Annotated in this window: 27 protein-coding genes; 22 read left to right on the plus strand and 5 right to left on the minus strand. The window is 72.4% G+C overall.

The genetic code is table 11. The features are described 5' to 3' along the window. Positions 1-154: 154 nt before the first annotated feature. On the minus strand, positions 155-1756 hold the full coding sequence (locus ACZ4XD_RS15425) for an oxidoreductase (protein ID WP_468042303.1): 1602 nt from the start codon (positions 1754-1756) through the stop codon (positions 155-157). A 263-nt stretch (positions 1757-2019) separates the two neighbouring features. On the opposite strand from ACZ4XD_RS15425, the gene hisD reads away from it, so the two are divergent. From hisD to ACZ4XD_RS15480, 11 genes are read left to right on the plus strand one after another with little or no spacing between them, the layout of a single operon-like run. Continuing rightward, a complete protein-coding gene (hisD, locus tag ACZ4XD_RS15430; protein WP_468042305.1) occupies positions 2020-3372 on the plus strand; it encodes a histidinol dehydrogenase in 1353 nt (450 codons plus the stop codon). Beyond that, the gene (locus ACZ4XD_RS15435) at positions 3369-4487 is read left to right on the plus strand and encodes a histidinol-phosphate transaminase (RefSeq protein ID WP_468042307.1); all 1119 of its coding nucleotides are present in this window, start codon (positions 3369-3371) and stop codon (positions 4485-4487) included. Before hisD ends, ACZ4XD_RS15435 begins: the two co-directional genes overlap by 4 nt. After that, on the plus strand, positions 4484-5077 hold the full coding sequence (hisB, locus tag ACZ4XD_RS15440) for an imidazoleglycerol-phosphate dehydratase HisB (protein ID WP_362601629.1): 594 nt from the start codon (positions 4484-4486) through the stop codon (positions 5075-5077). Before ACZ4XD_RS15435 ends, hisB begins: the two co-directional genes overlap by 4 nt. Positions 5078-5080: 3 nt before the next feature. Then, positions 5081-5245 (plus strand): hypothetical protein, encoded by a 165-nt coding sequence (locus ACZ4XD_RS15445; protein ID WP_468042309.1) that lies wholly within the window; start codon positions 5081-5083, stop codon positions 5243-5245. Further along, complete coding sequence (gene hisH / locus ACZ4XD_RS15450) at positions 5236-5889, plus strand: imidazole glycerol phosphate synthase subunit HisH (RefSeq protein ID WP_387248947.1); 654 nt, start codon at positions 5236-5238, stop codon at positions 5887-5889. The genes ACZ4XD_RS15445 and hisH overlap by 10 nt, the downstream gene beginning before the upstream one ends. Positions 5890-5897: 8 nt before the next feature. After that, a complete protein-coding gene (gene priA / locus ACZ4XD_RS15455; RefSeq protein WP_026169748.1) occupies positions 5898-6620 on the plus strand; it encodes a bifunctional 1-(5-phosphoribosyl)-5-((5-phosphoribosylamino)methylideneamino)imidazole-4-carboxamide isomerase/phosphoribosylanthranilate isomerase PriA in 723 nt (240 codons plus the stop codon). A 21-nt stretch (positions 6621-6641) separates the two neighbouring features. Next, complete coding sequence (locus ACZ4XD_RS15460; RefSeq protein ID WP_468042312.1) at positions 6642-7049, plus strand: Rid family hydrolase; 408 nt, start codon at positions 6642-6644, stop codon at positions 7047-7049. Continuing rightward, positions 7046-7810, plus strand: a complete 765-nt coding sequence (gene hisF / locus ACZ4XD_RS15465; protein WP_042162104.1) for an imidazole glycerol phosphate synthase subunit HisF — start codon at positions 7046-7048, stop codon at positions 7808-7810. Before ACZ4XD_RS15460 ends, hisF begins: the two co-directional genes overlap by 4 nt. A 26-nt stretch (positions 7811-7836) precedes the next feature. Beyond that, the gene (locus tag ACZ4XD_RS15470; protein ID WP_468042314.1) at positions 7837-8106 is read left to right on the plus strand and encodes a hypothetical protein; all 270 of its coding nucleotides are present in this window, start codon (positions 7837-7839) and stop codon (positions 8104-8106) included. Beyond that, positions 8099-8383, plus strand: coding sequence for an SH3-like domain-containing protein (locus tag ACZ4XD_RS15475; RefSeq protein ID WP_468042315.1), 285 nt, complete (start codon positions 8099-8101; stop codon positions 8381-8383). Before ACZ4XD_RS15470 ends, ACZ4XD_RS15475 begins: the two co-directional genes overlap by 8 nt. Further along, positions 8380-8970, plus strand: coding sequence for a nitrile hydratase subunit alpha (locus ACZ4XD_RS15480; protein ID WP_468042317.1), 591 nt, complete (start codon positions 8380-8382; stop codon positions 8968-8970). Before ACZ4XD_RS15475 ends, ACZ4XD_RS15480 begins: the two co-directional genes overlap by 4 nt. 1 nt (position 8971) lies before the next feature. On the opposite strand, the gene ACZ4XD_RS15485 is transcribed toward ACZ4XD_RS15480, so the two are convergent. Genes ACZ4XD_RS15485 through ACZ4XD_RS15495 form a run of 3 tightly spaced genes read right to left on the minus strand, consistent with a single transcriptional unit; the run spans position 8972 to position 12370 of the window. Beyond that, complete coding sequence (locus tag ACZ4XD_RS15485; protein WP_468042319.1) at positions 8972-9715, minus strand: succinate dehydrogenase/fumarate reductase iron-sulfur subunit; 744 nt, start codon at positions 9713-9715, stop codon at positions 8972-8974. Then, positions 9712-11661, minus strand: a complete 1950-nt coding sequence (locus tag ACZ4XD_RS15490) for a fumarate reductase/succinate dehydrogenase flavoprotein subunit (protein WP_468042321.1) — start codon at positions 11659-11661, stop codon at positions 9712-9714. Before ACZ4XD_RS15490 ends, ACZ4XD_RS15485 begins: the two co-directional genes overlap by 4 nt. A 1-nt stretch (position 11662) precedes the next feature. After that, complete coding sequence (locus tag ACZ4XD_RS15495) at positions 11663-12370, minus strand: succinate dehydrogenase (protein WP_468042323.1); 708 nt, start codon at positions 12368-12370, stop codon at positions 11663-11665. Between the two features lie 95 nt (positions 12371-12465). On the opposite strand from ACZ4XD_RS15495, the gene ACZ4XD_RS15500 reads away from it, so the two are divergent. Together ACZ4XD_RS15500 and ACZ4XD_RS15505 are read left to right on the plus strand one after the other, a co-directional pair. Continuing rightward, a complete protein-coding gene (locus tag ACZ4XD_RS15500; protein ID WP_468042325.1) occupies positions 12466-13362 on the plus strand; it encodes a LysR family transcriptional regulator in 897 nt (298 codons plus the stop codon). A gap of 101 nt (positions 13363-13463) precedes the next feature. Next, the gene (locus ACZ4XD_RS15505) at positions 13464-14096 is read left to right on the plus strand and encodes a TIGR03085 family metal-binding protein (protein WP_468042327.1); all 633 of its coding nucleotides are present in this window, start codon (positions 13464-13466) and stop codon (positions 14094-14096) included. Between the two features lie 26 nt (positions 14097-14122). Here the strand turns inward: ACZ4XD_RS15505 and ACZ4XD_RS15510 are convergent, their stop codons facing one another. Then, on the minus strand, positions 14123-14266 hold the full coding sequence (locus ACZ4XD_RS15510; RefSeq protein WP_468042329.1) for a hypothetical protein: 144 nt from the start codon (positions 14264-14266) through the stop codon (positions 14123-14125). Positions 14267-14299: 33 nt separating this feature from the next. On the opposite strand from ACZ4XD_RS15510, the gene hisI reads away from it, so the two are divergent. The 9 genes from hisI (at position 14300) to trpA (ending at position 21667) form a co-directional block, all read left to right on the plus strand. Beyond that, entirely contained in the window at positions 14300-14689 is a 390-nt protein-coding gene (hisI, locus tag ACZ4XD_RS15515; RefSeq protein ID WP_398834379.1) for a phosphoribosyl-AMP cyclohydrolase, read from the plus strand. Between the two features lie 10 nt (positions 14690-14699). Continuing rightward, positions 14700-16244, plus strand: a complete 1545-nt coding sequence (locus ACZ4XD_RS15520; protein ID WP_468042331.1) for an anthranilate synthase component I — start codon at positions 14700-14702, stop codon at positions 16242-16244. A gap of 66 nt (positions 16245-16310) precedes the next feature. After that, a complete protein-coding gene (locus ACZ4XD_RS15525; protein ID WP_468042333.1) occupies positions 16311-16976 on the plus strand; it encodes a TIGR02234 family membrane protein in 666 nt (221 codons plus the stop codon). 85 nt (positions 16977-17061) lie between these two features. Next, positions 17062-17307 carry an HGxxPAAW family protein gene (locus ACZ4XD_RS15530; protein WP_030988665.1) on the plus strand — a complete coding sequence of 82 codons (246 nt, stop codon included), beginning with the start codon at positions 17062-17064 and terminating at the stop codon, positions 17305-17307. Positions 17308-17471: 164 nt separating this feature from the next. Then, positions 17472-17912: a DUF2752 domain-containing protein gene (locus ACZ4XD_RS15535; protein WP_468042335.1), complete on the plus strand. Its 441-nt coding sequence runs from the start codon at positions 17472-17474 to the stop codon at positions 17910-17912. Positions 17913-18090: 178 nt separating this feature from the next. Next, on the plus strand, positions 18091-18900 hold the full coding sequence (trpC, locus tag ACZ4XD_RS15540) for an indole-3-glycerol phosphate synthase TrpC (protein ID WP_018090304.1): 810 nt from the start codon (positions 18091-18093) through the stop codon (positions 18898-18900). Between the two features lie 184 nt (positions 18901-19084). Continuing rightward, positions 19085-19213: a tryptophan biosynthesis modulator TrpM gene (trpM, locus tag ACZ4XD_RS15545; RefSeq protein WP_368080808.1), complete on the plus strand. Its 129-nt coding sequence runs from the start codon at positions 19085-19087 to the stop codon at positions 19211-19213. 352 nt (positions 19214-19565) lie between these two features. Next, complete coding sequence (gene trpB / locus ACZ4XD_RS15550; RefSeq protein WP_468042338.1) at positions 19566-20852, plus strand: tryptophan synthase subunit beta; 1287 nt, start codon at positions 19566-19568, stop codon at positions 20850-20852. Next, positions 20849-21667 (plus strand): tryptophan synthase subunit alpha, encoded by an 819-nt coding sequence (gene trpA, locus ACZ4XD_RS15555; RefSeq protein ID WP_468042340.1) that lies wholly within the window; start codon positions 20849-20851, stop codon positions 21665-21667. Before trpB ends, trpA begins: the two co-directional genes overlap by 4 nt. The last annotated feature ends 61 nt before the right edge of the window (positions 21668-21728 follow it).

Raw genomic sequence — 21728 nt, forward strand, 5'->3', positions numbered from 1 at the left:
TGTGGGGGGGGGTGGTGTGGGGGGTGGTTTGCTCCGTCTTCTCCCCTCCCCCCCCCCCCCCCCCCCCCCTCCGGCCCGTCCCCTCCCGTGGGTGGGTGGTGTGAGGCCGGTGGGGGTGCATGTCGGTGGTCGGGTGCGCCTCGTCGGTCGCTGTCTACTGCCGCCGCAGTAGGCGGGATGCGCCGGCCGCGACTGTCGTGGCGAGTACCCAGCCAGCCAGGATGAGCACGGCGGCCGCCCACTGTGCGCCGCCGCCCGGCTTCCAGGCGGCGCTCTGGTTGAGGTCTATCACCGGCAGGAGGAGGTCCAGGGAGTAGAGGTAGGGGTTCCAGGGGGGTGCCTCGCCCGTCTTGAGGGGCGGTGGCGGGGACATCGAGAAGTAGATCGTGCCGATCGCCCACAGGATGGCCATCCATACCGCGGCCCGTCCGGGGCGGTAGCCGTAGGCCACCGTCCAGTCCTGGAGGAAGCCCCAGGCCTTCGCCGCCAGCGGCAGCGTCTCGCGGCGCCGCCGCTGCTTGGCCAGCAGGACCTCGCGGGCGTCGGCATCCTCACCGGTGGTGCGCAGCGAGGCGGCGAGCATCTCGTACGGCTCGGGGGCGTACTCGGGGGTCGCCGCGGCCACCCACTGCAGCCGCAGCGAGAGCGGGAAGTGGCCGCGCGGGATCAGCGTCTCGTAGGCGAAGCCGGCCATCCACAGGCCGCCGAGCCCCGGCCAGCTCGCCGACTTGTCGACGAGGTTGACCACCCGGGCGCCGGAGAGGATCACCCGGCCGCGCTGCGGCCGCTCACCGAGGAACCGCAGCTCGGGCGTCTGGATGCGGCGCAGCGACAGCTCCTGGTCGGACTCCATGATGAACCGGGCGTGCTCGAAGTCGACCGCGTCACCGAACCGCCCGTCGTCCAGCCGCATCCCGCCCTCGCACTCGAAGCGCTGGACGCGGGTGCCGCGCGAGGGGGTGTAGGCGGTGCCGTACGGGGGAGTGGCGCCGCTGGAGAACGGGGAGTTGGGCAGCCCGGCGGCGGTCAGATAGAGGGTGCGCTCGACGGTCAGCTGGGGGGCGTTCAGGGCGCGGCGGCCGAAGGGGTTGCTCAGCCGGCTGCCGCGCAGGCTCAGCGACACGCCGACGGTGGCGCCGCGCAGCGACAGCTCCCCGTAGGACTCCAGCATCTCGGCCTGGAGGTCCTGGGTGACGGTCATCCCGTCCGCCATGATCGAGCGGCCCTGGCGGTCCTTGTGCACCACGGTCTGATTGAGCATCAGGTCCGTGCCTATATGGGCGTCGGTGAGCCGGATGCCGGAGTTCACCACGCAGCGCGGCAGATGGAGATCGCCCTCCGTCTGCAGCCGGGCCGCCTCCACCCGGGGTATCGCGCAGTTCACCAGCCGCAGGGTGGTGAAGCGGCTCTCGGGGAGCACCACCTCGGCCTCGAAGCGGCAGTCCCGCAGCTCCACGAATGGCTTGATCGTGCCGCCCGCAACGTCGAGAGTGTCCGTGATGTACGCGCCGGTGAGCTTGAGTGCGGAGACCCGGCCGGGCTGCGCCGGCGGCCCGTCGAGCAGCAGCAGCGCCACGACCCGGCCCCGCACCCGGCGCTCCGGGCCCCACAGATGCTGCCCGTGCGGATCGTCCCTGGCCGGATCGCCGATGTGCAGATCGCAGGTGCTGCCGTTGCGGAACGCCTGCCACATGCTCCATTCCGCGGAGGTCAGCTGTAGCTCGGCCGGCGCGTCGCCGTCCGCGGGTTCGGTCACTGTGGGTCCCCCTTGCTCTCCCGTGGTGTGTCGCCACCTGTTCGGACGCAATGCGTGCACTGGTCGTGGTGCGTCCCGCAGGTCTCCCCGTACGCCGTCGTGTGGCCCTTGCCCGCCCTGTGACTGCTTGAACACGCGCGGTCAGGGCCAACTCCGGTCAACTTCGAACGGCCGGGTCACGGTGCGTCCGGGGTGTGCTCCGCTGTGTATCACTGAGTGATACGGCCGCTCGGGCGCCGGAGCGGGTCTGAGACACTGGGGGCGTGATCTCCCGAATCGATCTGCGCGGTGACGCCCTTCCCGAGGGCGGCGCCCTGCGCGACCTGCTGCCCCGTGCCGAGTTCGACGTGGAAGCCGCCCTGGAGAAGGTGCGGCCCATCTGCGAGGACGTACGCCATCGCGGGACCGCGGCGCTGATCGATTACGCGCGGCGGTTCGACGGTGTGGAGATCGAGCGCGTACGGGTGCCCGCCGAGGCCCTGCGGGAGGCGCTCGACGGGCTCGACCCGGCCGTGCGGGCCGCCCTGGAGGAGTCGATCCGGCGCGCCCGGATCGTCCACCGCGCACAGCGCCGCACGGACGTCACCACCAAGGTCGTCCCCGGCGGCACGGTCACCGAACGCTGGGTGCCGGTCGAGCGGGTGGGCCTCTATGTCCCCGGCGGCCGCTCGGTCTACCCCTCGTCCGTCGTCATGAACGTCGTCCCCGCGCAGGAGGCCGGCGTCGCCTCGCTGGCCGTCACCTCCCCGCCGCAGGCGGACTTCGGCGGCCTGCCGCACCCCACCATCCTGGCGACCTGCGCCCTGCTCGGCGTGGACGAGGTGTACGCCGCCGGCGGCGCCCAGGCCATCGCGATGTTCGCCTACGGCACCGACGAGTGCCTGCCCGCCAACCTCGTCACCGGCCCCGGCAACATCTATGTCGCCGCCGCCAAGCGCCTGCTCAAGGGGCGGATCGGCATCGACTCGGAGGCCGGGCCCACCGAGATCGCGATCCTCGCCGACGACACCGCCGACCCGGTGCACCTCGCGGCCGACCTGATCAGCCAGGCCGAGCACGACCCGATGGCCGCCGCAGTCCTGGTCACCGACTCCGTCGAGCTGGCCGACAAGACCGAGAAGGAGCTGGCGCCGCAGCTCGCGGCGACCAAGCACGTCGAGGACCGGATCAACCCGGCGCTCTCCGGCCGGCAGTCGGCGATCGTGCTGGTCGACGGCCTCGACGAGGGCCTGCGCGTGGTGGACGCGTACGGCGCCGAGCACCTGGAGATCCAGACCGCCGGCGCCTCCGCCGTCGCCGCCCGGGTGCGCAACGCCGGCGCGGTCTTCGTCGGCCCCTACGCCCCGGTCTCGCTGGGCGACTACTGCGCCGGCTCCAACCACGTCCTGCCCACCGGCGGCTGCGCCTGCCACTCCTCCGGGCTCTCCGTGCAGTCCTTCCTGCGCGGCATCCACGTCGTGGACTACACCCGCGACGCGCTGGCCGAGGTCGCCCACCACGTGGTGACCCTCGCCGAGGCCGAGGACCTCCCGGCGCACGGCGCGGCGATCAAGGCACGTTTTGCCGGAGGCGTACCGGACAAGCACAGCGACTGGAAGGTCCCGCAGGGCAAGTGACCAGGATCGACGACCTCCCCATCCGGGACGAGCTGCGCGGCAAGTCGCCCTACGGCGCGCCGCAGCTGGACGTCCCGGTGCGGCTGAACACCAACGAGAACCCCTACCCGCTGCCCGAGCCGCTGGTCCGGCGGATCGCCGAGCGGGTCACCGAGGCCGCCCGGCAGCTCAACCGCTACCCCGACCGGGACGCGGTCGAGCTGCGCACCGAACTGGCCCGCTACCTCACCCACACCGCCGGCCACGAGGTCACCAAGGACCACGTGTGGGCCGCCAATGGCTCCAACGAGGTCATCCAGCAGCTGCTCCAGACCTTCGCCGGCCCCGGCCGCACCGCCCTCGGCTTCGAGCCGTCGTACTCGATGCACGGGCTGATCTCCCGCGGCACCGGCACCGGCTGGATCTCCGGCCCGCGCAACGACGACTTCACCATCGACGTCGAGGCGGCCACCGCGGTCATCGCCGAGCGGCGGCCCGACGTGGTCTTCATCTGCTCGCCGAACAACCCCACCGGCACCGCCGTCGAGGCCGACACCGTGCTCGCGCTCTACGAGGCGGCGCAGGCGGCCCGCGCCGACGGGGCCGGGGCCCTGGTGGTCGTCGACGAGGCCTACGGCGAGTTCAGCCACCGGCCCTCGCTGCTGCCGCTGCTCGCGGGCCGGCCGAATCTGGTGGTCTCCCGGACGATGTCCAAGGCCTTCGGCGCCGCCGGGCTGCGGCTGGGCTATCTGGCCGCCGACCCCGCCGTGGTCGACGCCGTCCAGCTGGTCCGGCTCCCGTACCACCTCTCGTCCGTCACCCAGGCCACCGCGCTGGCCGCGCTGGAGCACACCGACACGCTCCTGAAGTACGTCGAGCAGCTCAAGACCGAGCGGGACCGCCTGGTCACCGAGCTGCGGGCGGCCGGCTGCCAGGTCGTCGACTCCGACGCCAACTTCGTGCAGTTCGGCCTCTTCGAGGATTCCCACGCCACCTGGCAGGCGATCCTCGACCACGGCGTGCTGGTCCGTGACAACGGCGTACCGGGCTGGCTGCGGGTCACCGCCGGCACCCCGGCCGAGAACGACGCGTTCCTCGACGCGGTTCGCGCAGTACTGAAGGAGAGCAAGCGATGACCCGCGTAGGACGCGTGGAGCGCACCACGAAGGAAACGTCCGTGCTCGTCGAGATCGATCTCGACGGTACGGGCGACGTGCAGGTCTCGACAGGTGTCGGCTTCTACGACCACATGCTCGACCAGCTCGGCCGGCACGGCCTGTTCGACCTCAAGGTCAAGACCGACGGCGATCTGCACATCGACACCCACCACACCATCGAGGACACCGCCCTCGCCCTGGGTGCCGCCTTCAAGCAGGCGCTCGGTGACAAGTCCGGGATCTACCGCTTCGGCAACTGCACCGTCCCGCTGGACGAGTCGCTCGCCCAGGTGACCGTCGACCTCTCCGGCCGCCCGTATCTGGTGCACACCGAGCCGGAGAACATGGCGCCGATGATCGGCAGCTACGACACCACGATGACCCGGCACATCTTCGAGTCCTTCGTCGCCCAGGCCCAGATAGCGCTGCACATCCACGTGCCGTACGGCCGCAACGCCCACCACATCGTGGAGTGCCAGTTCAAGGCGCTGGCCCGGGCCCTGCGCTACGCCAGCGAGCGCGACCCGCGGGCGGCCGGCATCATCCCGTCCACCAAGGGAGCCCTGTAGCCCGTGAACGGTCTCTCCACCGTCTTCATCCTGCTCGGGCTCTTCCTCCTCGGCGGCGTCTACTCCTTCTGGAAGCAGCAGCTGCCCAAGAGCCTGATCGTGCTGCTGTCCATCGGCTCGGCGATGTGCCTGCTCGCCGGCGTGCTGCGGCTGGAGGTATGGAATTGACCTCGGCACCCCGTAAGAACGTCGTCGTCTTCGACTACGGCTTCGGCAACGTCCGCTCCGCCGAGCGTGCCCTGGCGCACGTCGGCGCCGATGTGGAGATCACCCGGGACTTCGACCGGGCGATGAACGCCGAGGGGCTGCTGGTCCCCGGCGTCGGCGCGTTCGCCGCCTGTATGGCCGGGCTGAAGGAGGCCCGCGGCGACTGGCTGGTGGGCCGCCGGCTGGCCGGCGGCCGCCCCGTCATGGGCATCTGCGTCGGCATGCAGATCCTCTTCGGCCGTGGCATCGAGCACGGTGTGGAGACCGAGGGCCTGGACGAGTGGCCCGGCACGGTCGGCCCGCTCAAGGCCGACATCGTCCCGCACATGGGCTGGAACACCGTCGAGGCCGCCGAGGGCTCGCAGCTCTTCGCCGGTCTGCCCGCCGACGCCCGCTACTACTTCGTGCACTCCTACGCGGTGCACGACTGGGAGCTGGAGGTCGGCAACCCGCACCTCGCCGCGCCCAAGGTCACCTGGGCCACGCACGGCGCGCCCTTCGTGGCCGCGGTCGAGAACGGCCCGCTGTGGGCCACCCAGTTCCACCCCGAGAAGTCCGGCGACGCCGGCGCCCAGCTCCTGACCAACTGGATCAACACCCTGTGAGCCCCCTGATGCCGAAGCTCGAACTCCTCCCCGCCGTCGACGTCCGCGACGGCCAGGCCGTCCGCCTCGTCCACGGCGAGTCCGGCTCCGAGACCTCCTACGGCGACCCGCTGGAGGCGGCCCTCGCCTGGCAGCGGTCCGGCGCCGAATGGCTGCACCTCGTCGACCTCGACGCGGCCTTCGGCACCGGCGACAACCGGGCGCAGATCGCCGAGGTCGCCCGCTCCATGGACATCAAGGTCGAGCTGTCCGGCGGCATCCGCGACGACGACACGCTCGCCGCCGCCCTCGCCACCGGCTGCCGCCGGGTCAACCTCGGCACCGCGGCGCTGGAGACCCCCGAGTGGGTCGCCAAGGTCATCGCCGAGCACGGTGACAAGATCGCGGTCGGTCTGGACGTGCGCGGGACGACGCTGCGCGGCCGCGGCTGGACCCGCGACGGCGGCGACCTCTACGAGACGCTGGCCCGCCTCGACGCCGAGGGCTGCGCCCGCTACGTCGTCACCGACATCAACAAGGACGGCACCCTCCAGGGCCCCAACCTCGAACTGCTGCGGAACGTCTGCGCGGCCACCGACCGGCCCGTGGTCGCCTCCGGCGGCGTGTCCTCGCTCGACGACCTGCGGGCGCTGGCCACGCTGGTGCCGGAAGGTGTCGAGGGCGCGATCGTCGGTAAGGCGCTCTATGCGAAGGCGTTCACCCTCGAAGAGGCGCTGGCGGCAGTGTCGTAACAGCGGACGAAAGGCGGCGTGATGACCATCGAGCGCGTACGGACCGACGGTCCCTGGGAAGAGAAGATCGGCTTCGCACGCGCCGTGGCGGCCGGCGACCGGGTCCTGGTCGCCGGCACGATGCCGCTGATCGACGGCGTCCTCCAGGGGGAGGGCGACCCCTATGTGCAGACCAAGGTCGCCCTCGCCAACGCCGTGGAGGCCCTCACCCCCTTCGGCCTCGGTGCCGAAGCGGTCCTCCGCACCCGTCTGTACCTCACCCATCTGCGCGACGTGGACGCGGCCGGCCGCGCCCACCGGGAGCTGTTCGCCGCGGCGCCGCCGGTCTCGACCCTGGTCGTGGTCTCCGGCTTCGTCGACTCCCGCGTCCTGGTCGAAGTGGAACTGGAAGCTTTCCGAGAAATGTCAGAGAGGCCTGAACCGACATGACCCTGGCGGTCCGAGTCATCCCTTGCCTGGACGTCGACAACGGCCGGGTCGTCAAGGGCGTCAACTTCCAGAACCTGCGGGACGCCGGCGACCCCGTCGAGATGGCGAAGATCTACGGGGACGAGGGCGCCGACGAGCTGACCTTCCTCGACATCACCGCCTCCTCCGGCAACCGCGAGACCACCTATGACGTGGTCCGCCGCACCGCCGAGCAGGTCTTCATCCCGCTGACCGTCGGCGGTGGCGTCCGCACCCCCGAGGACGTCGACAAGCTGCTGCGGGCCGGTGCCGACAAGGTCGGGGTCAACACCGCCGCCATCGCCCGCCCCGACGTGATCCGCGAGATCGCCGAGCGCTTCGGCAGCCAGGTCCTGGTCCTCTCGGTGGACGCCCGCCGCACCGACGCGGGCACCCCGTCCGGCTACGAGGTCACCACTCACGGCGGCCGCCGCGGCACCGGTATCGACGCCGTCGAATGGGCCCACCGCGCCGCCGAGCTGGGCGCCGGCGAGATCCTCCTGAACTCCATGGACGCCGACGGCACCAAGGACGGCTACGACGTCGAGATGATCGAGGCGGTCCGCAAGCACGTCACCATCCCGGTGATCGCCTCCGGCGGCGCCGGCAAGCTGGACGACTTCGCCCCGGCCGTCGCCGCCGGCGCCGACGCGGTGCTGGCCGCCTCCGTCTTCCACTTCGGCGATCTGCGCATCTCCCAGGTCAAGGACGCCCTCCGGGGAGCGGGCCACCCGGTGCGCTGACGGCGGTGCGCGCCTAGGCTCGCCCCATGAGCCGTGTCAACGATGTGGGTGGCCAGGCCGGGTTCGGGGCCCTGGAGATCGAGGCGGACGAGCCGCCGTTCCACGCCGACTGGGAGGCGCGGGTCTTCGCGCTGAACTCCGTGCTGGTGCGGAACGGGGTCTACCGGCTCGACCAGTTCCGGGACGCCGTCGAGCAAATGGCCCCGCAGGAGTATCTGGCGGCGTCGTACTACGAGCGCTGGCTGCACGCGATCGAGACGCTGCTCGCCGAACGGGGGCTGCTCGGCGATGGCTGACTTCCGGGCGGGGGAGCGGGTGCGGGTGCGCGCCGTCGACCCGGCGGGGCACACCCGGGTGCCGCGGTATGTGCGCGGTCAGGTGGGGCGGATCGTCGAGTGCCAGGGCCGGTGGGCGCTCGCCGACGAGATCGCGGCGGGCGTCGCCGAACCGCGCGTCGAGCCCGTCTACACCGTGGCCTTCGCCGCGGGTGATCTGTGGGGCGAGGGCGGTCACGAGGTGACCGTCGACCTCTGGGAGTCGTACATCGAGCGGGTACGGGAGGACGGCGCATGAGCGGCGAGCACACGAGTACACCGGTGGCGGCGCGGGTCAGGCGGCTGGAGGCGCGGCTGACCGGGGCCGGGGTGGTCACCGAGGAGCAGCTGGACGCGGCGCTCGCCGCGATGCTGGAGGGGGCCTCGCCGGTCAACGGGGCGCGGATCGTGGCGCGCGCCTGGACCGACCCGGGGTTCCGGGAGCGGCTGCTGGCCGACGCGAACGCGGCGCTGCCCGAAGTGGGGCTCTCGATGGCGGGCGGCATCCAGGAGCAGCGGCTCAAGGTCGTCGAGAACACCGCTACCACGCACCACGTCCTCGTGTGCACGCTGTGCTCCTGCTATCCGATCGGGCTGCTGGGGCCGTCGCCGTCCTGGTACAAGAGCGAGGCCTACCGCTCGCGGGTGGTGCGCGAACCCCGCGCCGTACTGGCCGAGTTCGGGCTGGAGCTGCCCGACGACACCACGATCACGGTGTGGGACTCCAGCGCCGAGAGCCGCTACATGGTGCTGCCGCGGCGGCCCGAGGGCACCGAGGGGCACAGCGAGCCGGAGCTGGCCGCGCTCGTCACCCGCGAGGGGCTCATCGGGACCGCCGCGGTCTGACTCAGCGGCCCTTCCGCGCCGCCCGCAGGTACTCGCGGTTCATCGCCGTGATGCTGAACAGCGGGATGCCCTTGGGGCAGGCGGTGGCACACTCACCGGCGAGGGTGCAGCCGCCGAAGCCCTCCTCGTCCATCCGCGCCACCATGTCCAGCACCCGGGCTCCGCGCTCGGGAGCGCCCTGCGGCAGCACATTGAGATGGTTCACCTTGGCGGAGGTGAACAGCATCGCGGCACCGTTGGGGCAGGCCGCCACACAGGCGCCGCAGCCGATGCACTCCGCATGCTCGAAGGCGGCATCGGCGTCCGGCTTCGGTACGGGCGTGGCATGGGCCTCCGGCGCGGCGCCGGTCGGCGCGGTGATGTAGCCGCCGGCCTGGATGATCCGGTCGAAGGCGGAACGGTCGACGACCAGGTCCTTGACGACCGGGAACGCCACGGCGCGCCAGGGCTCGATGTCGATGGTGTCGCCGTCGGAGAACGACCGCATATGGAGCTGGCAGGTGGTGGTCCGCTCCGGGCCGTGCGCCTCGCCGTTGATGACCAGGCTGCACGCACCGCAGATGCCCTCGCGGCAGTCGTGATCGAAGGCGACCGGGTCACCGCCGCTGAGGATCAGCTCCTCGTTGAGGGTGTCGAGCATCTCCAGGAACGACATGTCCGGTGAGATGCCGTCGATCTCGTAGGTGGACAGGGCGCCGTCGGCGGCGGCGTTCGGCTGGCGCCAGACGCGCAGGGTGAGCCTCATGCGTAGCTCCGCTGGGTGGGGTGGACGTACTCGAAGACCAGGTCTTCCTTGTGGAGGACGGGGGCCGTGCCGGTGGCGGTGAACTCCCAGGCCGCGGCGTAGGAGAACTCCTCGTCGCGGCGCGCGGCCTCGCCGTCCGGGGTCTGCGACTCCGTACGGAAGTGGCCGCCGCAGGACTCGGCCCGGTGCAGCGCGTCGAGGCACATCAGCTCGGCGAGCTCCAGGTAGTCCACGATGCGGTTGGCCTTCTCCAGGGACTGGTTGAACTCCTCGCCGGTGCCCGGCACCTTGAGGCGGCGCCAGAACTCCTCGCGGATCTGCGGGATCCGGTCGAGGGCCTTGCGCAGACCCGCTTCGGTGCGGGCCATACCGCAGAACTCCCACATCAGCTCGCCGAGTTCGCGGTGGAAGGAGTCCGGCGTACGGTCCCCGTCGACGGCGAGTAGCAGATGGAGCCGGTCCTGGGTCTCGGCCAGCACCTCCTGGACGGCCGGGTGGTCGTCGGTGACCTTCTCGTGGTGCGGGTTGCGGGCGAGGTAGTCGTTGAGGGTCGCCGGAAGGACGAAGTAGCCGTCGGCCAGGCCCTGCATCAGCGCGGACGCGCCGAGCCGGTTCGCCCCGTGGTCGGAGAAGTTGGCCTCACCGAGCGCGAACAGGCCGGGGACGGTGGTCTGGAGGTCGTAGTCGACCCACAGGCCGCCCATCGTGTAATGCACCGCGGGGTAGATCCGCATCGGCACCTCGTACGGGTCCTCGTCGGTGATCCGCTGGTACATGTCGAAGAGGTTGCCGTACTTGGCCTCGACGGCCTTCCGGCCCAGGCGCGTGAGGGCGTCCGCGAAGTCGAGGTAGACGCCCTGTCCGCCGGGGCCCACTCCCCGGCCCTCGTCGCAGACGTTCTTCGCGGCGCGGGAGGCGATGTCCCGGGGCACCAGATTGCCGAAGGACGGGTAGCTGCGCTCCAGGTAGTAGTCCCGCTCGTCCTCGGGGATCGTGTGCGCGGGCCGGTCGTCGCCCTGTGCCTTCGGCACCCAGATCCGGCCGTCATTGCGCAGCGACTCGCTCATCAGCGTCAGCTTGGACTGGTGGTCGCCGGTGCGCGGGATGCAGGTCGGGTGGATCTGCGTGAAGCAGGGGTTGGCGAAGTAGGCGCCCCGGCGGTGGGCCCGCCAGATCGCGGTGGCGTTGGAGTTCATGGCGTTCGTCGAGAGGTAAAAGACGTTGCCGTAGCCGCCGGACGCGAGGACCACGGCGTCCGCGAAGTAGGTGTCGGTCTTTCCGGTGACGAGATCCCGGGCCACGATGCCGCGCGCCCGCCCGTCCACGACGATCAGGTCGAGCATCTCGGTCCGCGGGTGCAGCTCCACGTTCCCGGCGGCGATCTGCCGCGACAGCGCCTGGTAGGCGCCGAGCAGCAGCTGCTGGCCCGTCTGGCCACGGGCGTAGAACGTCCGCGACACCTGCACGCCGCCGAAGGACCGGGTGTCGAGCAGACCGCCGTACTCCCGCGCGAAGGGGACGCCCTGGGCGACGCACTGGTCGATGATCTCCACCGAGATCTGCGCGAGCCGGTGGACGTTCGACTCACGGGCCCGGAAGTCGCCGCCCTTGACGGTGTCGTAGAACAGCCGGTGGACCGAGTCGCCGTCGTTGCGGTAGTTCTTCGCCGCGTTGATGCCGCCCTGCGCGGCGATCGAGTGGGCCCGGCGCGGCGAGTCCTGGTAGCAGAACTGGACGACGTGGTAGCCCTGTTCGGCGAGCGTGGCACCGGCCGAGCCGCCCGCGAGACCGGTGCCGACCACGATCACGGTGTGCTTGCGGCGGTTGGCGGGGTTGACGAGCTTCGCCTCGAAGCGGCGCTTGTCCCAGCGCCCGGCGACCGGCCCGCCCGGCGCCTTGGTGTCGCGGACCGGCTCCCCGGTCGCGTAGTCCACATAAGAGCTCATGTCAGCTCACCACTCCGGTCATGACGGCGACGGGTACGGAGATGAAGCCCACGGTCAGCACCAGCGCGAGGAGGTGGGCGAGGGTCTTCAGCAGGCGTTCGCGGGCCCGGCTGCCGACGCCGAGCGTCTGCGCGGCGCTCCAGAAGCCGTGCCGGATGTGCAGCCCGAGGGCGAGCATCGCGACGAGGTAGATGACGTTGCCGTACCAGGTGGAGAAGGTGTCCACGACGTTCTGGTACGGATGGCCCGCCTGGAAGCCGCCCGGATGCACGGTGCCGGTCGTCAGGTCCAGGACATGCCAGAGGATGAACAGACCGAGGATGATCCCGCCCCACCGCATGGTGCGGGTGGCGTAGCTGCTCCGGGCCTTCTTGTGCGCATAGCGGCTGGGGCGCGCCCGGAGGTCGCGGCGGCTGAGCTGGTAGGCGGACGTGGCATGGGCGACGACGGCCGTCACGAGGACCACCCGGACCAGCCACAGCGTCCACTCGTGGTGCATGAACGGTTCCCCGACGACGCGCAGCCAGTGGGCGTAGCCGTTGAACTCGTCCGCCCCGAAGAAGATCTTCAGGTTGCCGATCATGTGGACGACCAGATAGAGCAGCATGACCAGGCCGCTCACGGCCATCACCGTCTTCTTGCCGACGGTCGAGCCCCACAGCAGAGCCGCGAAGGACGGCCCTCGGTCCGTCCGTGTGTCCAGTGCCATGGGTCCCGACGGTAGGGACCGGGTGGCCCATCAGTCCAAGACATGGTGCGGCTCATCTCCATAGGTGCTGCCTATCGATGCCCTACCGTCGTCGTATGCAGTTGCAGCAGCTCCGCTACTTCGCCGCCGTGGCCGACACCCGGCACTTCACCCGCGCCGCCGAGCGCGAACATGTCGCCCAGCCCTCCCTCTCCCAGCAAATCCGCGCCCTGGAACGGGAGCTGGGAGCAGAGCTGTTCCACCGGGCCCGCGGCCACATCACCCTCACCGACGCCGGCGAGACGCTGCTGCCGTTCGCCCGGCGCATCCTCGCCGACGCCGAGACCGCCCGCCGCGAGGTCCAGGAGGTCGCCCAGCTCCGCCGCGGGCGGCTGCGCCTCGGCGCCCCGCCCAGCCTCTGCGCCAGCCTCGTCCCTGACGTCCTGCGCGCCTTCCACGCCGGCTACCCCGGCGTGGACCTGCTCGTCACCGAGGACGGCTCTCAGGACCTGGTCCGCGCACTGGCCGACGGAGCCCTGGACCTGGCCCTGATCATCACCCCGCTCCCGCTCCAGGCGCCCGCCCTGACCACCTCCGAGCTGCTGCGCGAGGAACTCGTCGTGGTCTCCGCCCCCGACCGCCCCGCCCCCGTCGGCCGGCGTACCCGCATCCGTGTGGAGGATCTGCGCGGGCGGCCGCTCGCCATGTTCCGCCGCGGCTACGACCTGCGGGAATTCACCACCGCGGCATGCCGGGCGGCCGGCTTCGAACCGGCCTTCACCGTCGAGGGCGGCGAGATGGACGCGGTCCTCGGCTTCGTTCGCGCCGGGCTGGGCGTCGCCGTGGTGCCCAGCATGGTCGCCGAGCGCTCCGGCCTGCGGGTCACCCGCTTCGCGACGCCCGGAATGCACCGTGTGGTGTCCGTCGCCCACCGCGGCGATGTCTCCCCGCCGCGCGCGGCCCGGGAACTGACGCGCATCCTGATGGAGCATGTGGACCCGGGCGCGTCCTGAACGGGGGCGGGCCCGGTGGCCGGGGCGACCGGGCGGTCAGTGGCGCGGGCCCGGGGCGCGGCGCCGTGGCAGGGGTGCGGGGCCGGTCGTAGGCTGGCCGCATGTCGACCCATGCGAAGCGTGAACGGCTCCTTCTCGCCGACTTGTTGGAGAGCGCCGGCCCCGAGGCGCCGACGCTGTGTGAGAACTGGAGCGCGCGGGACCTGGCCGCGCACGTGGTGGTGCGCGAGCGGCGCGCCGACGCGGCCGGCGGGCTCCTCGTCAAACCGCTGGCCGCCCGGCTGGAACGGGTCCAGGCGGAGTTCGCCGGCAAGCCGTACGAGGAGCTGATCCACCTGATCAGGACCGGCCCGCCACGGATGTCGCCGTTCGCCCTGAAGCAGATCGACGAGGCGTCCAACACCGTCGAGTTCTACGTCCACGCCGAGGACGTCCGCCGCGCCCAGCCGGACTGGGCGGCGCGCCAGCTGGACCCCGTGTTCGCCGACGCCCTGTGGTCCAGGATCGAGCGGATGGCCCGGGTGCTCGGCCGGAAATCGCCGGTGGGCCTGGTGCTGCGGCGGCCGGACGGGCGGACCGCGGTGGCCCATCGCGGCACCCCGGTGGTCACCGTCGTCGGTGAGCCGGGCGAGCTGACCATGTTCGCCTTCGGCCGGCAGCAGGTCGCCGATGTGCAGCTGGACGGGGACAAGGAGGCGGTCGACCTGGTGACGGCGGCGAAGCTGGGCATGTGAGCCCGCCCCTGCCCCGTAGGCACGCGCTACGAGCGGAGCACCACCACCGCGACCACCACGGCCACCACCACCGCCGCCGCGAAGACCGCGCCCAGGACCCGCGCCGCGACCCGCGCGGCGCGGTCCGGGTCCGGCGGCGGTGGCGGCGCGGACGGCGCGTGAGGATGCATAGGTGCAGGATGCCGCACGGCACAATGGAGACCATGAGCAGCCGCGCCACCACCCCGGACACCACCCCCGCCCTCGACCCCGCCATCGCCGCCCGCCTCAAGCGCGGCGCCGACGGCCTGGTTCCGGCCATCGCCCAGCAGTACGACACCGGCGAGGTGCTGATGCTCGGCTGGATGGACGACGAGGCGCTGCGCCGCACCCTGACCACCGGCCGCTGCACGTACTGGTCCCGCAGCCGCCAGGAGTACTGGGTCAAGGGCGACACCTCCGGACACGTCCAGCATGTGAAGTCGGTGGCGCTGGACTGCGACGCCGACACCGTCCTGGTCCGGGTCGACCAGGTCGGCGCCGCCTGCCACACCGGCGACCGCACCTGCTTCGACGCGGACGTTCTGACCACCCGGGACGCCCGGGACAAGTAGGCTCCGCGCCATGACCACGGGAACCACCGGCACCGCCCTTCCGGACCTCGACACCTTCCGCACCCTCGCCAAGGACCGGCGGGTCATCCCCGTCACCCGGCGGCTGCTCGCGGACGGCGACACACCGGTCGGGCTCTACCGCAAGCTCGCCGCCGAGCGCCCCGGCACCTTCCTCCTGGAATCCGCCGAGAACGGCCGTACGTGGTCGCGCTACTCCTTCATCGGCGTCCGCAGCGCCGCCACCCTCACCACCCGCGACGGGCAGGCGCACTGGCTCGGCACCCCACCCGTCGGCGTGCCCGCCGAGGGCGACCCGCTCGCCGTCCTGCGCGCCACCGTCGAGACCCTGCACACTCCCCGGGACCTCATCGAGGGCGAGGGGCTGCCGCCGTTCACCGGCGGCATGGTCGGCTACCTCGGCTACGACATCGTGCGCCGCCTGGAGAAGATCGGCGAGCAGACCACCGACGACCTCCGGCTGCCCGAGCTGACCATGCTGCTCACCTCGGACCTCGCCGTCCTCGACCACTGGAGCGGCACCGTCCTGCTGATCGCCAACGCGATCAACCACAACGACCTCGACACCGGCATCGACGAGGCGTACGCGGACGCGGTGGCCCGTCTGGACACCATGGCCGACGACCTCGCCCGGCCCGCGCCCGCCAGCGCCGCCGCACTGCCGCCGTCCGAGGTCCCGCCGTACACCGCCAAGTGGGGCGGCGCGGCCTACCAGGACGCCGTCGAGGACATCAAGGAGCGCATCCGGGCCGGTGAGGCCTTCCAGGTCGTGCCCTCCCAGCGGTTCGAAACCCCGTGCACGGCGAGCGCGTTGGACGTCTACCGGGTGCTGCGGGCCACCAACCCCAGCCCGTACATGTACCTCTTCCGCTTCGAGGGCCCCGACGGAGGCGAGGACGGCGCCTTCGACGTGGTGGGCTCCAGCCCCGAGGCGCTGGTGAAGGTCGAGGACGGCCGGGCCATGGTCCACCCCATCGCCGGGACCCGTCCGCGCGGCGCGTCCGTCCAGGAGGACCAGGCCCTGGCGGACGAGCTGATGGCCGACCCCAAGGAGCGCGCCGAGCATCTGATGCTGGTCGACCTGGGCCGCAACGACCTGGGCCGGGTCTGCGAACCGGGCAGCGTCGAGGTCGTCGACTTCATGTCCGTCGAGCGCTACAGCCATGTGATGCACATCGTCTCGACGGTCACCGGGCAGGTCGCGGCGGGCCGCAGCGCCTTCGACGTGCTCACCGCCTGCTTCCCCGCGGGCACCCTCTCCGGCGCCCCCAAGCCGCGCGCCCTCCAGATCATCGAGGAGCTGGAGCCGTCCCGGCGCGGTCTGTACGGCGGCTGTGTCGGCTATCTCGACTTCGCCGGCGACTCCGACACCGCCATCGCGATCCGCACCGCCCTGCTGCGCGACGGCACCGCCTACGTCCAGGCGGGCGCCGGGGTCGTCGCCGACTCCGACCCGGTGGCCGAGGACACCGAGTGCCGTAACAAGGCGGCCGCGGTGCTGCGCGCCGTGCACACCGCCAACCACCTGGGCAGGTAGCGGGCCGGTCACCCGCAGCACCCCCGCGCACCGGCCCCCGGCGGCCGGTGCGCGATAGTGGTACGCGTGAGTGCCGCATCCCAGACCCCCACCGACACCGCGCCGCAGGGCGATTCGGGCCCCCCGCCGGCCCGGCCCGCGCGCCGCGCGCACCGCAGCCTCGCCCTGGCGCTGCTGTCCGGCGCGGCGGGCGCCGGCCTGGCGCTGCTGGCCTCCGGCCGCACCTGGGCCGAGGGCTCCGCGGTGCTGGCCCAGGGCGCGCTGCCGCGCACGGTGACCGGCGCCGATGTGACCGGTGTGCCCGGTGCGCTGGCCGTCGTCGGCCTGGCCGCGCTGGTCGCCGTCTTCGCGGTCCGCCGGGCCGGCCGGATCGCGGTCGCCGCCCTGCTCACACTCAGCGGCGTGGGCATCGCCGTCGCCGCCGTGCTGGGCAACTCCGACACCTCGGCGCTGCGCGAGAAGGCCGCCACCGCGGTCGGGCTGACCGGAACCGATGTGCATCACGTCACCCACACCGGATGGCCGTGGGTGGCCGCGGCCGGCGGTCTGCTGCTGCTGGCCGCCGGTCTGCTGGCGCTGGTGTACGGACGCCACTGGCCTGCGATGTCGGGCAAATACGAGCGCACGCCCGGCGGCGGCCGCGGCCCGCGGCGGACGCCGGCCCCGCCGGATCTGGACCGCCCCGAGGAGATCTGGAAGTCCCTGGACCGCGGTGAGGACCCCACCCGGTAAAAGGGCTCCTTCCGGCATCGGTGACAATGGGCCGAGCGGATCATCGCGCCCCGACCCCGGCGCGACAGAGCATCGAGGAGCATTCATGTCGAGCAGTGGCCACGGACACACCCCCGCCGCCTGGACCGGCGTCATCATCTCGTTCATCGGCTTCTGTGTGGCCGGAGCCTTCATCGTGCTGGCGAATGTGCCCGGCTTCTGGGCCGGCATGGCGCTCATCGGTCTCGGTGCCGTCGTGGGCGGTCTGATGCGCATGGCCGGTCTGGGCTCGGAGCCCAAGCGCGCCGCCAAGCCGCGCCCCCAGGCGCAGGCGCAGCCGCAGGAGGGCTGAGCCCCCGCTCCCGTGGCGCCGGGGTCCGGCGCCACTCCCGCAGCACCCCCGAAGGCGCCGCTTCCCGGCCCGTACGCACCGTGGTGCCGTACCCGCCGTCCGTGACCGTTCCGTACGGCGGCCGAGAAGCTGCGCCTTCGCCTGTCCGGCCGGACAATCGGCACGTGAGCCAACCCGCGGTCCGGCCCGGCACCTCCCCGCGCGGCGGTCTGCCGCGCCGCCTCGTGGCGCCCCTCGGCGCCCTGGCCGCCGCCACCGCCGCCTTCGCCGTCCTCGGCGCCGTCGATCCGAACGAGCCCGGCCACTACCCCGTGTGCCCGCTGCTGCACCTCACCGGCGTCTACTGCCCGGCCTGCGGCGGGCTGCGCAGCGCCCATGCCGTCGCGCACGGCGACCTCGTCGCGGCGCTGGGCGCCAACGCGCTCGCGGTGGCCGGGTACGCCGCCTGTGCGGTCTTCTGGGCGCTCTGGCTGGGCAATGCCGTCCGTGGGCGCCGCACGGCGGGACCGCGGCCGCGAGCCGTCCACTGGTGGGCGCTGGGCGGGCTGCTGCTGGTCTTCACGGTCGTCCGCAACCTCCCCTTCGGCAGTGGGCTCGCACCGTGACCCGGCGGCCGTGCGGACCCGGTGCCACCGGCCCCGCGGCATCCGCAGAAGTCCAGGTCGTGGGATCACGGTCCACCGGATGTGAGAGCTGCCTCGCTTGGCGGATACCATCGGAGTGCCGGATGGGATCGTTCGTCCGGGGGACCGTCCACCACCGCTCCAGAAGGAGGCCGCTCGCGTGAGTGTGCTCGACGAGATCATCGACGGCGTGCGCGCCGACCTCGCGGAGCGGCAGGCGCGGGTGAGCCTCGACGAGCTCAAGGAGCGGGCCCAGAAGGCGCGCCCCGCGAAGGACGGCGTCGCCGCGCTCAAGGGCGAGAGCGTCACGGTGATCTGCGAGGTCAAGCGCTCCAGCCCCTCCAAGGGCGCGCTCGCCGCGATCGCCGACCCGGCCGGTCTGGCCGCCGACTACGAGGCGGGCGGCGCGGCGGTCATCTCCGTCCTCACCGAGCAGCGCAAGTTCGGCGGTTCGCTGGCCGACCTGGAAGCCGTCCGCGCCAAGGTCGACATCCCCGTCCTGCGCAAGGACTTCATCGTCACCGCCTACCAGCTGTGGGAGGCCCGCGCCTACGGCGCCGACCTCGCGCTGCTGATCGTCTCCGCGCTGGAGCAGGAGGCGCTGGTCTCGCTGATCGAGCGCGCCGAGTCGATCGGTCTGACGCCGCTGGTCGAGGTGCACGACGAGGAAGAGGTCGCCCGCGCGGTGGACGCCGGCGCCAAGATCATCGGCGTCAACGCCCGCAATCTGAAGACCCTGGAGGTCGACCGCGGCAACTTCGCCCGGGTCGCCCCCGAGATCCCCGACCACATCGTCAAGATCGCCGAGTCCGGTGTCCGCGGACCGCACGACCTGATCGCCTACGCCAACGACGGCGCGGACGCGGTGCTGGTCGGCGAGTCGCTGGTCACCGGCAAGGACCCCAAGACCGCGGTCTCCGACCTGGTCGCCGCGGGCTCCCACCCGGCGATCCGGCACGGCCGCTCCTGAGCGCCCCGGACCGCACACCGATATGACCGCCACCGCCGCAGACCTCCGCAGCCGGGCCCGGGTACCGCACCCGGGCCCGGCCGGGGTGCGCGCCGGGGCGGCCGTCCGCGTTCCCTGCCCGGTGGTGCCGTTCCACGGCTTCCCGCCCGCCCCGCACCGGCGTCCCGACCCGCAGCGCTGTGCGCTGCCGCCGTGGCACCGGGGCTGCCGGGCGCCCGCCCGGCGGGTCCACGGGCGCCGGGTCAGGTATCACATCGGTTCCGAGCCGGGACAGATCAACGGCATGCGATGGCGACCGGGGTCCGCGCGCTGACGCGCCGGCCCCGCCCGGGCGCCGGGACACGGGGGGACGCAGCGGTCGTCTGACCGCCTGCTCACCCCCCCACCCCCGAACCCACCCCCCGCCCCCTCCCCCGAAGGGGGAGAGGGGGAGGGGGCGGGGGAGCGCCCCGGCCGCCCGCCGGGGAGCGCCGCGTCCGGCTCCCAGGACGCCGGCCGGCCTCCGCGGGCGCCCCGTTGCCACTCCGCAGTGGCAACGGCCCGCCGCGCGACCGTCGCGTCGGAGAGCGCCGCCGCCGGCCCGCTCCGCGCGCGCCGCATACCGTGATGCCCATCCCGCCACCACTGGACTTCCGGGGCAGCTGCCCCGGCGAGGAGTGCGTCTGATGTCCGCCGGTTTCTTCCTTCCCGATCCCGAGGGACGGGTGCCGAACCCCGAAGGCTATTTCGGTGCGTTCGGCGGCAAGTTCATTCCCGAGGCGCTGGTCGCCGCGGTCGACGAGGTCGCCGCTGAGTACGAGAAGGCCAAGGGCGACCCCGCGTTCGCGGCCGAGCTCAACGACCTGATGGTCAACTACACCGGGCGCCCCAGCGCGCTCACCGAGGTGCCGCGGTTCGCCGGGCACGCCGGCGGGGCCCGGGTGTTCCTCAAGCGCGAGGACCTCAACCACACCGGTTCCCACAAGATCAACAACGTGCTGGGCCAGGCACTGCTCACCAAGCGGATGGGCAAGACCCGGGTCATCGCCGAGACCGGCGCGGGCCAGCACGGCGTGGCCACCGCCACCGCCTGCGCCCTGTTCGGCCTCGAATGCACCATCTACATGGGCGAGATCGACACCCAGCGGCAGGCCCTCAACGTCGCCCGGATGCGGATGCTCGGCGCCGAGGTCATCGCCGTGAAGTCCGGCAGCCGGACCCTCAAGGACGCCATCAACGAGGCATTCCGCGACTGGGTGGCCAATGTCGACCACACCCACTACCTGTTCGGGACCGTCGCCGGACCGCACCCGTTCCCCGCGATGGTGCGCGACTTCCACCGCGTCATCGGCGTCGAGGCACGCCGCCAGATCCTGGAGCGCGCCGGCCGGCTGCCGGACGCCGTGGTCGCCTGTGTCGGCGGCGGCTCCAACGCCATCGGACTCTTCCACGCCTTCATCCCGGACGCCGGGGTGCGGCTGATCGGCTGCGAGCCCGCGGGTCACGGCATCGAGACCGGCGAGCACGCCGCCACGCTGAGCGCCGGTGAGCCGGGCATCCTGCACGGGTCGCGGAGTTACGTCCTCCAGGACGACGAGGGCCAGATCACTGAGCCGTACTCCATCTCGGCCGGTCTCGACTACCCGGGCATCGGGCCCGAGCACGCCTTCCTCAAGGACAGCGGCCGCGGTGAGTACCGCGCCGTCACCGACGACGCCGCGATGCAGGCGCTGCGCCTGCTCTCCAGGACCGAGGGCATCATCCCGGCCATCGAGAGCGCGCACGCCCTCGCCGGGGCACTGGAGGCCGGCCGGGAACTCGGCGAGGACGGCCTGATCGTCGTCAACCTGTCCGGGCGCGGCGACAAGGACATGGACACCGCCGCCCGCTACTTCAGCCTCTACGACGCGGACGCCGCCGTCGAGGCGGACGCCGGCACCGAGGACGCGGAGATCGAGGGGGACGCCAAGTGAGCGGGAACATCAAGCTGTTGAGCGACACCCTCGCCGCCGCCAAGGCGGAGGGCCGGTCCGCGCTCATCGCCTACCTGCCGGCCGGGTTCCCGACCGTCGACGGCGGCATCGAGGCGGCCAAGGCCGTCTTCGACGGCGGCGCGGACGTCGTGGAGGTCGGGCTGCCGCACAGCGACCCGGTCCTCGACGGGCCCGTCATCCAGACCGCGGACGACATCGCCCTGCGGGGCGGGGTGAAGATCGCCGACGTCATGCGGACCGTGCGCGAGGCCCATCAGGCCACCGGCAAGCCCGTCCTGGTGATGACGTACTGGAACCCGATCGACCGCTACGGCATCGAGCGCTTCACCGCCGAGCTCGCCGAGGCGGGCGGCGCGGGCTGCATCCTGCCCGACCTGCCGGTCCAGGAGTCCGCGACCTGGCGGGAGCACGCCGACAAGCACGGTCTCGCCACCGTCTTCGTCGTCGCCCCCAGCAGCAAGGACGCCCGGCTCGCCGAGATCACCGCGGCCGGTTCGGGCTTCGTGTACGCCGCCTCGCTGATGGGCGTCACGGGCACCCGTGAGTCGGTGGGCGAGCAGGCGCAGGACCTCGTGCGGCGCACCAAGGCCACCACCGGGCTGCCGGTCTGCGTCGGCCTCGGGGTCTCCAACGCCGAACAGGCCGCCGAGGTGGCCCGGTTCGCGGACGGGGTGATCGTCGGCTCGGCGTTCGTCAAGCTGCTGCTGGCGGCGGACGGCGACCTGGCGGCCGGTCTCGCCGGGGTCCGCGGCCTGGCGGGCGAGCTGGCCGAGGGCGTGCGCGAGCGCTCCTGACGGCGGGGCGCGCGGGCCGGGCCGGGCGGGACGCGGGCCCGGCCGCTGTCCCTCGATAGAG

It is taken from the genome of Streptomyces sp. NPDC029466 (genome assembly GCF_055574515.1).

What these genes read in the sequence shown, in the direction of transcription:
- hisB (WP_362601629.1), top strand. Translation starts at nt 4,484, where the DNA reads ATGACCCGCGTAGGACGCGTGGAGCGCACCACGAAGGAAACGTCCGTG.
- hisH (WP_387248947.1), top strand. Translation starts at nt 5,236, where the DNA reads ATGGAATTGACCTCGGCACCCCGTAAGAACGTCGTCGTCTTCGACTAC.
- priA (WP_026169748.1), top strand. Translation starts at nt 5,898, where the DNA reads ATGCCGAAGCTCGAACTCCTCCCCGCCGTCGACGTCCGCGACGGCCAG.
- ACZ4XD_RS15460 (WP_468042312.1), top strand. Translation starts at nt 6,642, where the DNA reads ATGACCATCGAGCGCGTACGGACCGACGGTCCCTGGGAAGAGAAGATC.
- hisF (WP_042162104.1), top strand. Translation starts at nt 7,046, where the DNA reads ATGACCCTGGCGGTCCGAGTCATCCCTTGCCTGGACGTCGACAACGGC.
- ACZ4XD_RS15470 (WP_468042314.1), top strand. Translation starts at nt 7,837, where the DNA reads ATGAGCCGTGTCAACGATGTGGGTGGCCAGGCCGGGTTCGGGGCCCTG.
- ACZ4XD_RS15475 (WP_468042315.1), top strand. Translation starts at nt 8,099, where the DNA reads ATGGCTGACTTCCGGGCGGGGGAGCGGGTGCGGGTGCGCGCCGTCGAC.
- ACZ4XD_RS15480 (WP_468042317.1), top strand. Translation starts at nt 8,380, where the DNA reads ATGAGCGGCGAGCACACGAGTACACCGGTGGCGGCGCGGGTCAGGCGG.
- ACZ4XD_RS15485 (WP_468042319.1), bottom strand. Translation starts at nt 9,715, where the DNA reads ATGAGGCTCACCCTGCGCGTCTGGCGCCAGCCGAACGCCGCCGCCGAC.
- ACZ4XD_RS15490 (WP_468042321.1), bottom strand. Translation starts at nt 11,661, where the DNA reads ATGAGCTCTTATGTGGACTACGCGACCGGGGAGCCGGTCCGCGACACC.
- ACZ4XD_RS15495 (WP_468042323.1), bottom strand. Translation starts at nt 12,370, where the DNA reads ATGGCACTGGACACACGGACGGACCGAGGGCCGTCCTTCGCGGCTCTG.
- ACZ4XD_RS15500 (WP_468042325.1), top strand. Translation starts at nt 12,466, where the DNA reads ATGCAGTTGCAGCAGCTCCGCTACTTCGCCGCCGTGGCCGACACCCGG.
- ACZ4XD_RS15505 (WP_468042327.1), top strand. Translation starts at nt 13,464, where the DNA reads ATGTCGACCCATGCGAAGCGTGAACGGCTCCTTCTCGCCGACTTGTTG.
- ACZ4XD_RS15510 (WP_468042329.1), bottom strand. Translation starts at nt 14,266, where the DNA reads ATGCATCCTCACGCGCCGTCCGCGCCGCCACCGCCGCCGGACCCGGAC.
- hisI (WP_398834379.1), top strand. Translation starts at nt 14,300, where the DNA reads ATGAGCAGCCGCGCCACCACCCCGGACACCACCCCCGCCCTCGACCCC.
- ACZ4XD_RS15520 (WP_468042331.1), top strand. Translation starts at nt 14,700, where the DNA reads ATGACCACGGGAACCACCGGCACCGCCCTTCCGGACCTCGACACCTTC.
- ACZ4XD_RS15530 (WP_030988665.1), top strand. Translation starts at nt 17,062, where the DNA reads ATGTCGAGCAGTGGCCACGGACACACCCCCGCCGCCTGGACCGGCGTC.
- trpB (WP_468042338.1), top strand. Translation starts at nt 19,566, where the DNA reads ATGTCCGCCGGTTTCTTCCTTCCCGATCCCGAGGGACGGGTGCCGAAC.